Here is a 12,479-nt window from a genome sequence, read left to right as displayed (position 1 = left end):
CGTCGCCACGCCGTGATCCAGCGTCAGATCCATATCCCAGTTGCAACGCCACAGCGACCCCAGCAATCCCGGCCGGCGCTCACCGCCGGAACGGTAATACCGTTTCAGCAGCAGCGGTAAAACACCGGACAACTGGAAATCGGTACGCCAGTCAACCACATAGCCCGTGGCCATATCCACCGGCTCCCCCTCGCTCCGGCAGTTGCCTGAGTTGGCGCAGTTGGCTTGATCCCTTTCACCGGCTTTTTTCTGTTGTTCTGCGGCGCCGGGCTGCGTATCCTGGCTTCTGCCCGCGTTAACCTTGGTCACCTTTTCCGGCGCACCAGTTTTTTTGGGGACAGGGGCCGGTGTCTGTGATGCGGCCCGCGTCCCGGCTGTCGCGCGGGGGGCGGGAGCTTTTACGGACTTCGCAAACGCCCCTTTGGAAAGCGCACTCCCGGACGCCCGGGTCACAATCAGGGGAATAAAGCTGCCGAATTGGCTCTCAAGCGTGGTGATGGCCTCGTCGTACCCTTCAATAAGCCGATCCAGATTATCGATCATCTTGCCAAAGCGCTGTTTCATCACCCCGATAAGCCAGTTGTCTTTCGCCGCATCGTCCAGCGCCTTTATCATCGCCGCACGAATATCTGCCAGCTTGTCCTTGCCTTTCTTCCCATACTCCCGCAGCAAGCCCCGCAGCCGGGTCACTCCCTGCACCAGATTGCCGTCCGACAGGCTGCGGATAGTCTTGATCGCAAACTGCACCGCGTCCGGCGAGCCTTTCTTCAGGGCTTTCAGGATCGCCCGGCCGACCACCTTTATCGCGTCCCCCAGCCCCGGCACAACGCCGATCACACACAGCGCGCCGTCAGCCAGATGCAAATTGTCATCCAGCAGCGCCGGGTTTTCATAGGTTTTCCAGCACCACTCACCGATGAAAAAGAGATCCAGCGCCTGCCCCACCACCGGCACGCATCCCAAGACCACCTGACAGAGCATCATGAACGCAGCGTTGTCATCCTCACTCATATCCGCCACTTCCGCCGCCAGACTGTGGTGGGTTTTGTTAATTGCCTGCTTCAGCTGGCGGCTACCGCGGTTGATCTGTTCGTTCAGTTGCCAGAATCGGTCATATTCTTTCCGGTATTCATCCGGGATTAACCTGAAAATCCCCGCGCCTTCCACTTCCACATGGCTGTCGCCGCTGTCCTCCGCGTCATAGGTGAGCAGACCCTGCTTGCGCAGGCGAAGATACAGCGTGAAATATTCAGCGCCCAACGCGGCATAGGCCGGGCTGGACTGCAACACCGGATTATTCTGAACGGTTTGCTTCGGCTCGAACACATCCGTGCCCTCATCCAGCAGAAGCTCAAAGGCGCCACACCCCATGTCGACGATATGGCACAGGCCGTTGGCGTCCGTCTTGCCGTGGATTTCCGCGCCGTTGCTGTCGGTCAACACGAACGGCGCATTTGGCACCGGCCTGCCGGAATCATAGTGATAACGGATGATGACCTCGCAGCCGCAAGCAGAGCAGCCGCCGGAGATTTTGTTGTCGGTGGAGAAATTTTTTGCCGCCGCTTCCCCGCTGGTCATCAGCGCGGCCTGTTTATCCTGATTCATTGTGACTCCCTGTTAGGCTTTTTCGTTTTCCAGTTGCGCCAGTGCCGCCCGATATAAACGATCCATGCGGCTCTCCATTCCCATCATCTCCGGTTCGGCGAACACAGCTTCGGCCCAGGACTGGCGGATGAAATCCGGTTGCATTTCCGTCGCCAGACTGAGATAGCGCACAATATCCCGGTCATTGTTAAACCCATGCTGGCGCGCCTGCTCAACCTGCCGTTGAGTAAAATCCAGCAACGCCGGTTCATCGTTTTCCCGCCAGCGGACATGATGCGCCCGCAGGTGCGCCATATACTCGTTCAGCACGCCCCGCTCCGACGGTTCGATAATCGCCTGCCATTGCTGCGGGCTGAGATGCTGCGGCTCGCGGGCGGACAGACCGTGCATCTGGCGTTCGGTCAGCGTCAGCGTTTGAACGCTCCCCGACGGCGCGATAGCGCAAAACGTCTTCACCGGCCCGAACAGCGCGCAGGCTTCCCGCGCATCGCTGGCTTCCAGCAGACTCGACGTCACCAGCCAGTCGCTGATGCGTAATATGGCGCTGCCTCCGTCCGGCGTAGCTACCCAGCTCCACTCCCGCAGATGTTTCATCAATTCCGTTAGCTGCTGGAGCGGGCTATATGCCTGCATAAACCATTCAAGCTGTATCGCAATGCCCCAGCCGTCCTTAACCAGCAGATATTCGCGTAATTGCGGCCAGTTGGCGCTGTGGACGGGAATGCAGTAAGGCGATACCGAAGCATGAATGCGCCCGGTCTCGCCCCAGTAAAGACGGGTTTGATCCAGGCTGCCGCCCCAGCGTTCCGCCAGCCAGGGAACGGCGTCATTCAGCACTGCCTCCGCAAGTATGAAACAACCGCCTTGCGCAATGCGCGCCAGCCATCCGCTTTCATCTTCTTCCGATGTGCGGGACAGAAAAGAGCTAGACTCGCTCATAGTTTAACCTCCGATATGTCCGGCAATTCGCCCCGCATCCAACCGGGGCGGTGGTAATGTTCCCTGACTTCTTGCATACTGTGGGGCTGCGTTTTAAACAGCCGGATACTGTTTTCCAGATTGTTGCGTTCAAGCAGAGTGATAAACCGGGGATGCAGATAAAAGTCACTGCTCAACACCCAACGGTGTGCAGACCAGGATTCGCATTCATTGTCGTGGGCGTAAGGATATAACTGTCTGGCCAAGGCAATTCCGCTGATAAATTTAGTTTTCACTACTTCAATATCGAGCGGATAAACGTATAACGTACTGGCATAAAGCCAGAGTTGATTAGCCAACCGATGCAGCCGATTTTCATGTGACAGCAAATAATATTGTTCTCTACTCAGATGAATAGAATAAACACCTTGTTCTATCGGATAATTATTTTCCGCACCGATAATAGAATAAGTCAGACGTTTATCTTCTTTTAACGCCAGATAGAAACTGTCATGTGGGGAAAGAAAAGCGGACTGCTCCGTCTCGTTTAATGTGGCCCACCATCGCCGTAATATATCGGGATTGTAACTGCGAAATAATGCTTTTTTACCATCAGGATAAATACAAGAAATTCTTTGTTGCCAGTAGCGGGTTATTTCGTCCAGCGACAGCGCTGAATGCAACAAGATAATACCGGGCGGACCGTCATTTTTTGTTTCCGCTATCCAGCGCAACAGCGTTTCCCCGGATTTTCCTTCTTCAACTAACACAATAATCGGCGCCCATCGTTGCCATTCCTCGGCATCCGGCGCAAACCGCAATTGCCGCCACAGCGGCGCGGCGGCAGGCTGAAACGTCTGCCAGAATTCAGGCAGCGAGGGATAACACATGACATCAATAATGGCGTAAAGCGGTGACGTCCCGTGCTGAATAATATCAAACAGAGTCAGTGTGGCTAATTTTTTCATTACTGAATCAACTTTTCCAAGCAAAAATTAATATCGCTGTTATACCCAATAGATTTCGAGATGCAGGACAAACGTTATCGTTTTGAACAACGCAAAGCGATGGCCCTTTACGGACAAGGCTCATTAATGAGCGTTGAGTTTGCTGACAAAGTCGCCTGTAAGCCTGAGATACACAGGCCTAGCATACCGAGGGGCGCTCCGGCGGCTCACGCCGCTACGCCCCCCCTAATAATGAGCTTTGTCAATAGTCTGAAGGCCCATTAATGAGCCTTGTAATGCGGCAACCGAGTGACAAATTCGTCGGGAAGGAATTTCTATAAGCGCAGTGAGGATTTCGTGCGCACTAGCCTCAGTCGATTTCTGCGACCGTCGCAGCACGCGCCCGACACGAGGCTTTTCGCGGGAATCGCGTCGCTACGCGATGCCTTCGGCGTTCGTGACCGCTGGTCGGGCCGCCAGTGACGCGCTCCCTGCGCGGCACTGGCTTTCGTCGCGTCCGTGCGACTCACCCGGCTGTCACGCCCACCTCAGCGCGATTTTTTACGCGAAGAAAAACCTTAAAAAACCACATCCTGCTATATAAGACGATTTATCAAATAATGCTTAATTATTTTCCGGGGATCCCTCAGCCCAAAGAAGAGAGGCCCACGGATGGGCCGAGTAACGCAGCCAACGCACCTGCAACTTGAAAGATGACGGGTATATATAATTAAACAATTAGCGATCGTATATCTTCTCGCCATTTTAAGGCGGCTCACCTTTCGCACGGCGCTCTCTTACCTCTACGGGTGACAGTGGCGGAAATTTAACGCCCCGTTGCTGTAATAGCTGTTTTACTTTTAACGCCCAGGGATATTGAGGAGATTGGGGGGACATAATTGACAGACTCTCATGTACTCGCCATGCCAGACTTCCACCAGTTGCTGAGTAGGTGTCTACATGAGCACCATGCTCAATCAACCAGTAAACAATATCGTACTGGTTAAGGTAAGCGGCATAGTGAGCACTGTTTGTCTTCTGTCCATCGGTTAAATTTACATTGGCTCCGCGTTCTACCAATAATTTAATATCTGCCCAGCGCTCTTCGTTGATCGCACTAAATATTGCCGGTTGATCAAGGCGGCCTATCGAATTGGGATCCCCCCCTGCATCCAGCACTATGCGCAGCCAGTCGGGATCCCTTACTCCAGAAACCCTGTTGACTATGCTATCACCAGAACCATCCTTATAATTTGGATCGGCTCCCAACTTTAATGCCAGTTTTACTGCTTTCTTATTTTGCGTTTCATAAACCAGCCATAGCAACGGGGTTACGCCTTCTTTCCCCTGAATATTCAGATCCAGCCCCTGCGACAGTTGATGCCGGGCAGCGGCTTCATCACCGTTACGGATACTTTGTAACAGTGCCGCCATAGACGGCTCAAATAACTCACTGGCCTGCATACTGCGTCCTCCTGCCTGACAGGAAGTTAACAGCGGCACACAGGCCAATAGCAGTTTGAACCAACGCCTCAAAGCGGCTCACCTTTCGCACGGCGCTCTCTTACCTCTGCGGGTGATAACGGCGGAAACTTAACACCACGCTGCTGTAATAGCTGTTTTACTTTTAGCGCCCATTTATAGTGCGGGGAATCAGGTGACATAATGGATAGGCTTTCTTCTACCGTCCAGGACAGACTTGCACCTGTTGCTGAATACGTATTTACATTAGCACCATGCTCAATCAACCAGTAGGAAATTTCATATTGATTAAGATAAGCTGCATAATGAGCACTAGTAGTTTTCTGCCCATCCGTTAAATTTACATCGGCTCCGCGTTCTACCAATAACTTAATATCCGCCCAACGTTCTTCGTTAATCGCGCTAAATAGCGCTGGCTGCTCAAGATGACCTATAGCATTAGGATCGCCTCCTGAATCCAGCATCATACGCAACCAGTCAGGGTCTTTAGCACCAGATACCGAATTAACCGCACTATCACCAAAACCATCTTTATAGTTTGGATTGGCTCCCAGCTTTAACGCCAGTTTTACCGCTTCTTTGTCCTGCGTTTCATAAATCAACCACAAGAGTGGGGTTACACCTTCTTTTCCCTGAATATTCAGATCTAACCCCTGCGACAATCGATGCCGGGCTGCGGCTTCATCACCATTACGGATACTTTGCAACAATGCCGCCATCGGCGGCTCAAATAATTCACTGGCCTGCATACTGCGTCCTCCGGCTTGACAGGAAGTTAACAGCGGCAGGCAGGCCAATAGCAGTTTGAACCAACGCCTCAAAGCGGCTCACCTTTCGCACGGCGCTCTCTTACCTCTACGGGTGACAGTGGCGGAAATTTAACGCCCCGTTGCTGTAATAGCTGTTTTACTTTTAGCGCCCAGTGATATTGAGGAGATTGGGAGGGCATAATTGACAGGCTGTCTTCTACTGAAAAGGCTAAATCACTGCCCGTATCATCATAAATAGTGATATCGGCACCTTGTTCAATCAACCAGTAAACTATTTCATATTTATCCAAATAGGCGGCATAAAGCGCACTATTTCGTCCTGGACCATCTTTTAAATTTACATCGGCTCCGCGTTCTACCAATAACTTAATATCTGCCCAACGTTCTTCACCAATTGCACTAAATATCGCAGGTTGACTACGCCGACCAATTGTATTCGGATCCCCTCCCGCATCCAGTACAATTCGTAGCCAGTCTGGATCCCTTACTCCAGATACCCTGTTGACTATGCTATCACCAGAACCATCCTTATAATTTGGATCGGCTCCCAACTTTAATGCCAGTTTTACTGCTTTCTTATTTTGCGTTTCATAAACCAACCATAGCAACGGGGTTACGCCTTCTTTCCCCTGAATATTCAGATCCAGCCCCTGCGACAGTTGATGCCGGGCAGTTGCTTCATCACCGTTACGGATACTTTGTAACAGTGCCGCCATAGGCGGTTCAAATAACTCACTGGCCTGCATACTGCGTCCTCCTGCCTGACAGGAAGTTAACAGCGGCAGGCAGGCCAATAGCAGTTTGAACCAACGCCTCAAAGCGGCTCACCTTTCGCACGGCGATCTCTTACCTCTGCGGGTGATAACGGTGGAAATTTAACGCCCCGTTGCTGTAATAGCTGTTTTACTTTTAACGCCCAGGAATATTGAGGAGATTGGGAGGACATAATTGACAGACTCTCATGCACTCGCCATGCTAGGCTTCCATCTGTTGCTGAATAGGTATCTGCCTTAGCGCCTTGTTCAATTAGCCAGTACACAATATCGTATTGGTTTATATAAGCCGCATAAAGTGCACTATTTCTTTTTTGACCATCCTCTAAATTTACATCGGCTCCGCGCTCCACCAACAACTTAATATCTGCCCAGCGCTCTTCGTTAATTGCATTAAAAAGGGCTGGCGTCTTATTATGATCTAATGCATTGGGATCGCCCCCCGCATCCAACATCATCTTTAGCCACTCCGGTGACTTAGCGCCTGAAACCATATTCACTGCGGTATTACCATGACCGGCTCTAAAATTGGGATCGGCCCCCAGATTTAACGCCAGTTTTGCGCCAGCCTGATCTTTCTCCATGACCAGCCATAATAAGGGCGTAATCCCCTCCTTTCCCTGCACATTTAGATCCAGCCCGGCCTGCGCTATCTGATGTCGAGCTGCTGTTTCATCCCCTTTCTGAATAGTCCTTAATAATTCCACCATCGGTGGTGTAAAAAACTCACTGGCCTGCATACTGCGTCCTCCTGCCTGACAGGAAGTTAACAGCGGCACACAGGCCAAAAGCAGTTTGAACCAACGCCTCAAAGCGGCTCTCCTTTCGCACGGCGCTCTCTCACCTCTGCGGGTGACAAGGGAGGAAATTTAACGCCCCGTTCCTGTAATAGCTGTTTTACTTTTAACGCCCAGGGATATTGAGGAGATTGGGGGGACATAATTGACAGGCTATCTTCGACAGAAAAAGCAAGGTTACTGCCCGTATCATCATAGATAGTGATATCGGCACCTTGTTCAATCAGCCAATAAACAATTTCATACTCATCCAGATAAGCGGCATAAAGCGCGCTATTTCGTCCTGGACCATCTTTTAAATTTACATCGGCTCCCCGTTCTACCAATAATTTAATATCTGCCCAGCGCTCTTCGTTAATCGCACTGAATAACGCAGGCTGTCCAAGATGGCCGATAGCATTCGGATCCCCCGCCGCATCCAGCATGATACGAAGCCAGTCAGGATCTTTCGCACCCGATACCGAGTTAACCGCACTATCACCATAACCGTCCTTATAATTAGGATCAGCCCCCAACTTTAATGCCAGTTTTACCGCTTTCTTATTCTGAGTTTCATAGATCAACCATAGCAACGGGGTTACGCCTTCTTTCCCCTGAATATTCAGATCCTGCTCCTGTGACAATTGATGCCTTGCCGTAGCCTCATCACCTTTTTGAATACTCTGTAACAGCGCCACCATCGGCGGTTCAAATAACTCACTGGCCTGCATACTGCGTCCTCCGGCTTGACAGGCGGTTAAACATCCCAGAATAACTATCCCTACCCATTTTAAACGTGCCAACCATTGCATTATGCCCCCTTGAGTACACTGGTAATTTTGCCGATATCGTCTTTTTTCTGGCTTTCAATTCCGGCAATGACCTGATCCATACCATGACGGGCCAGCGGCGAGCCGCCAGAGGCGGGCAGCGACTGCATGGTCCCCGCCGCTTTTGGTAAAGCACCACCCAGCAGTGTCGCCACGCCGATTACGCCGCCGATGGCCGCGCCAGCCGAACCGCCAATCAGCGCTCCGGCACCGGATAATAGCCCCGGCACCATCGCCTTACCAACACCTTGCACCATCGTTAAAATTTCACCATCCACTGCCTGAGTGGTAATCAATGAGCCAATTTTAGCAAGATCGGCCCCTCCCGCCCGAATCGTAGTATTCTTATGCAGACCTGCCGCATTAAAGGTATAACCACTTAAGCCGCTTATCCCAACACCTGCGGATGCCTGACCGCCGCCTAGCGAATGTCCGACAATAACAGGGGAAGGCGAGATAGATCTTTTTACCTGTTTGGCTAAATCCATTGCTTGCTTGTATTGCGCTGTTTCCATCCCTATACCTTGGCCACCATTTGTCAGCCAGTCTTTTACCCCAGTAACCGCATTATTGGTACCCCGATAGGTCAGCATGGTTTCACCGTTAATCGCTGATTTAAATAAAGCAGAGCCAAAACCTGTTTTTTCACTCATAAATTTAGCATTTTCAAGCCCCGGCATTGCGCTGGTATCAATCAGCTCCAACCCTACCGGCGCTTTAGGCAGCGCCGCCAGTACGCCCCGACGGAACTCATCCACCGGATAGACATACTGCGCGGCTTCCGCGCGCAAAATACTGTCGTTATTAAACGCCAGCCGTTTTGCCGCATCCGCCAGTCCCGGCAGCGTTGCCCCTTCGGCGGCCAGTTTGGCCCGCGCCAGGTAGCGTTCCTGACGCTGTAGCAGCGTCAGCGCCTCGTCCAGCACCGGTAGTTCCGCCACTTGCGCCCATTGCATCAGCGCCGGAGCCAGCATCGGCGTCAGCGCCAGCAACGGTGAGCGCCGCTGCGCCGACTGCTCCGCGCAGGCCTTGACCGGCGACTGGTACGGCGTGTCGCCAATAAAAACATCACCACTGCCTGCGGCAACCGAACCGCCACAGCCAATGGCGTCACCTATACGGGCCGCCGGTTTGCCGTTGATGGTCACCGTACCGGAACCGGCGGAAATCGCCCGGTTATGAACGCCGTGGGGCATATTCGGACAAGGGCAGGCATGAAGCAACACCGCGTCGCCCAGACGGGCGGCGGGTTTGCCATTGATCGTCACATCGCTGCTGCCTTCGATAATTGGAGTGGCCGGGAAACAACCGTGTCCCGCGCAGCTATCTCCCAAACGTGCGGCACCTGGCATACTCTCTCCTTAACGCCGGTCAGGGGCATCCGGTAATGTCGGTTTGGCGGGTTCTTCCGGCGTGATGGAAACCGGCGTTGTACCTACTCCCGCCGCGCCGCCTTCATTGACTTTCACCCGCGTTCCAGAAATGGTGACGCCGGCACCATCGATCTTGATAAAACCGCCCGGCCCTTTGATCGTCAACGCCTGCCCCGCTTCCAGCACGATATCCGCTGCTTTGAGGTAGCTGTCGGTGTTCACTACCGTACGCTGATGCGCGCCGATCAAGGTTTCTTCCGAACCGGAAATAGTGGTCTGGCGGCTACCTTCGATCTGCGTGATCTCGCCGCCACCGATAAATCGCTTGAACGACTGTACGACTTTTTGCACAAAGTGACGGCCAATGAACTGCTGATGATCCTGACCGATCTGTTCAAAATCATCCTGCCCGATAGTACGGTGGCTGTGCCGGTCAACGCGTTGGAACTGATCCTGGGACACCGTTAAATGCTGATCCCGGCCAACGCTCCGGCGATGGATATTGTTGATCACCACGTCCATGTCTTTCTGGGCGTGGATATAAATCTGCTCGCGGGTCGCTTCGTCCTCGAATCGCAGTTCGTTAAACCCGGTGCCTTTATGGGTATCGGTACGCAGCAACGTTCGCGTCTTATGATTGGGCAGCACATAGGGCGTCGGATTGGTGGCATGAAACGTCCTCCCCGTCACTATCGGCTGGTCCGGGTCGCCCTCCAGAAAACTCACTATCACCTCATGCCCGATGCGCGGTATCGCTATCATCCCGTACTGGCCCCCCGCCCAGCCCTGACTTACCCGCACCCAGCATGAACTCTGGTCGTCGCTCGCACCATATCTGTCCCACGGGAATTGCAGCTTCACCCGCCCATATTCGTCGCAGTAAATCTCCTCCCCCGCAGGCCCCACCACCGTCGCTATCTGCGGGCCGTCCACCATCGGCTTGTACGCCATCCCCGCACGCCACGTCGCTTTCGCCCTGATAACGGAAAACACGTTGCTCATCGTCGTCGGCTCGCCGCCGCTCTCTTCCTCCAGCGCCTGCGGCTGCTGCCCGCTGTGCGTCACCCCCACTATCTGCCAGGCAATGTTCAGCGCCGGGTTCGGGTGTTCCGTCAGCTGGAACTTGCTGCCCGGCATCAGCCCCGCACAGTTCGACTCTCCCTCCCCCGTCACCGCGTCCGCACGCAACGCATCCAGACGGTAACCGGCAAACGCCTTGCCGCTGGCATCCTGTTTGTATCGCCCCGGATAGTCGTAGTGCTGATAGCTCTCCCGCTGGTGTTCAAGCGCGCCGCCCAGCTTTTTGTGCGACAGCCCGTAGGCCGGAGTCTTGAAACAGTAGTCCTTCAGCTCCACTTCCGCCGTGCGCACCGCCTCGCTATAGCGGAAACGCCTGACATACTCCCCCTCCGATAACCCCTGGTTCGCCAGATTGAAGAACAGCTCCGGCCCCTTCCCCAGCGCCCCCGCGTCGTCGGCAAACACCACCCGGTGCTTCCCTTCCTCATATTCGTGGAAGAAGTACATCCCCTCTTCCGCCGCCAGCCGGGTGATAAACGCCAAATCGCTTTCCCGGTACTGTACGCAGTATTCCCGCTGCGCATGGTCGTGCCGTAGTGCAAAGGCGTAATCGGTGATACCCGCCTCTTCCAGCAGCGTGGCGATAATCTCTTCCGGCTTCTGCGCCTGAAAGATGCGGGCGTTGCTGCGCAGCCCCAGCCGCCACAGCGCCGGACGGACTTCCGCCTGATAGCGCGTGCGCCGAAAACCGGTGTCGCCCTGAGTGAATCCGCTGACTATTCCGCTCACCCGACGCTGCAACTGCCCCTCGTACCACACCTTCAGTTCGCACGTCTGGTCCAGCACGTCGCCAAAATCCACATCCGGCAACGCGCTCGCCAGATTCAGCGACAGATGAAACGGCTGGTTCAGCATTTCCTGTAACTGGAAATCCACCACCGCGAACGTGCTCTCCGCCAACCCGCCAAGCGCCACGGTGAACTGCAATCCTGTACTGTTTGCCACCTTGTTCTTCCTCCCTCTGCCACGGCTACCGCACGCCCCGTTACCGCCCGGTGCGACCTGCCTCTGCCCTGATGAAAAATGAAACCCTGTGTTGGGGTCTGAGTCCGCTCACACCCCAACACACGCAAAAAAACCCGGCACGCCGGCCGGGTTACATCACGATTACGCTTCGACCGGCGCGCGCCAGTCATCGGAGCCGGAGGTCCCGGCTACCGTGTGCTCCCAGTCGATTTTGCGGTAGGCCAGCGACACCTGAATCAACTGGGTGTAGTCCAGCTTCGACGGGTCCTGGCAGTGCGGCATCTGGCAGTCGATATCCACGATGGTGGCATCGGTCAGCACGGTGGAGAAGAAATGCTCCTGCTTGCCTTCAACAGAAGTGCGATACCACTTCAGCGTCACGGTCGGCAGCATTTCGCCGGAAGCCAGCGCGTTGTACAGCAACGGTACGGCCTTGTTCAACGCCACGGTGAACTTGAACGGCCTGTGTACGCGCTGGCCGGAAGGCTGGCCGGACTGCGGGTCGGTGGGGACGGTAACGATGTGGTTGAATTCCTGCACCAGCATCTCGTCTTCATGGCCTTGTACGTAGATGTTGCCGACAGAGTCAGAGGTGAAAGCGCCGGCGGTGATGTTGCCCTGAGTTTTTCCTTCGATGCTGATATAGCATGGAGTTGGCATGGTATTGCTCCTTGTTGATTAAACACAGTTGATTAAAAACAGTTGATTGAACATGTGGTTGACTTCACTTAACACATAGCAATTTTTATGTAGCAATTCTTATGCCAATTTTTATGTCATTGTTTTATAAACAAAAATACCTAAGTCAAATTTTCCTTAAGTCAAATTCAGGCAAAAAATTGCCCAGACTTCCCAGATCGTTTGCAAACATTGCCCGAAAAGTGATTTATGCTAAAAGCCGGGCAAGAAGTTGCCCCAAATGCGACTTGTTCTAAAAATTTTATTTATTTACATGACAA

At 53.5% G+C, this 12,479-nt stretch carries 11 protein-coding genes; all 11 read right to left on the bottom strand.

The genetic code is table 11. The features are described 5' to 3' along the window. Positions 1 to 1,605, bottom strand: a 1,605-nt coding sequence (locus BIY29_RS18945) for a DUF6531 domain-containing protein (RefSeq protein WP_240630220.1), incomplete at its 3' end; no start/stop codon positions are given. A 12-nt stretch (positions 1,606 to 1,617) separates the two neighbouring features. Further along, complete coding sequence (locus BIY29_RS18940; protein ID WP_121576578.1) at positions 1,618 to 2,544, bottom strand: DUF4123 domain-containing protein; 927 nt, start codon at positions 2,542 to 2,544, stop codon at positions 1,618 to 1,620. Further along, positions 2,541 to 3,491, bottom strand: a complete 951-nt coding sequence (locus tag BIY29_RS18935; protein WP_121576577.1) for a DUF4123 domain-containing protein — start codon at positions 3,489 to 3,491, stop codon at positions 2,541 to 2,543. Before BIY29_RS18935 ends, BIY29_RS18940 begins: the two co-directional genes overlap by 4 nt. Positions 3,492 to 4,235: 744 nt before the next feature. Next, positions 4,236 to 4,934 (bottom strand): ankyrin repeat domain-containing protein, encoded by a 699-nt coding sequence (locus BIY29_RS18930; RefSeq protein WP_121576576.1) that lies wholly within the window; start codon positions 4,932 to 4,934, stop codon positions 4,236 to 4,238. A 68-nt stretch (positions 4,935 to 5,002) separates the two neighbouring features. Beyond that, positions 5,003 to 5,701, bottom strand: coding sequence for an ankyrin repeat domain-containing protein (locus BIY29_RS18925; RefSeq protein WP_240630219.1), 699 nt, complete (start codon positions 5,699 to 5,701; stop codon positions 5,003 to 5,005). 68 nt (positions 5,702 to 5,769) lie between these two features. Further along, positions 5,770 to 6,468 (bottom strand): ankyrin repeat domain-containing protein, encoded by a 699-nt coding sequence (locus BIY29_RS18920; RefSeq protein WP_240630218.1) that lies wholly within the window; start codon positions 6,466 to 6,468, stop codon positions 5,770 to 5,772. Positions 6,469 to 6,536: 68 nt separating this feature from the next. Further along, a complete protein-coding gene (locus BIY29_RS18915) occupies positions 6,537 to 7,235 on the bottom strand; it encodes an ankyrin repeat domain-containing protein (RefSeq protein ID WP_240630216.1) in 699 nt (232 codons plus the stop codon). A gap of 68 nt (positions 7,236 to 7,303) precedes the next feature. Next, a complete protein-coding gene (locus BIY29_RS18910) occupies positions 7,304 to 8,083 on the bottom strand; it encodes an ankyrin repeat domain-containing protein (RefSeq protein ID WP_205680379.1) in 780 nt (259 codons plus the stop codon). Further along, positions 8,083 to 9,453: a Tle-like phospholipase domain-containing protein gene (locus BIY29_RS18905; RefSeq protein ID WP_121576572.1), complete on the bottom strand. Its 1,371-nt coding sequence runs from the start codon at positions 9,451 to 9,453 to the stop codon at positions 8,083 to 8,085. Before BIY29_RS18905 ends, BIY29_RS18910 begins: the two co-directional genes overlap by 1 nt. Before the next feature lie 9 nt (positions 9,454 to 9,462). After that, positions 9,463 to 11,499, bottom strand: a complete 2,037-nt coding sequence (locus BIY29_RS18900) for a type VI secretion system Vgr family protein (protein ID WP_121576571.1) — start codon at positions 11,497 to 11,499, stop codon at positions 9,463 to 9,465. 162 nt (positions 11,500 to 11,661) lie between these two features. Beyond that, positions 11,662 to 12,180 carry an Hcp family type VI secretion system effector gene (locus BIY29_RS18895; RefSeq protein WP_121576570.1) on the bottom strand — a complete coding sequence of 173 codons (519 nt, stop codon included), beginning with the start codon at positions 12,178 to 12,180 and terminating at the stop codon, positions 11,662 to 11,664. Positions 12,181 to 12,479: the final 299 nt, after the last annotated feature.

It is taken from the genome of Brenneria alni, from assembly GCF_003666245.1.
GTDB classification, from domain to species: Bacteria; Pseudomonadota; Gammaproteobacteria; order Enterobacterales; family Enterobacteriaceae; genus Brenneria; species Brenneria alni.
The sequence above is the reverse complement of the archived record's forward strand: the minus strand, read 5'-3'. Positions and strand labels throughout refer to the sequence as shown.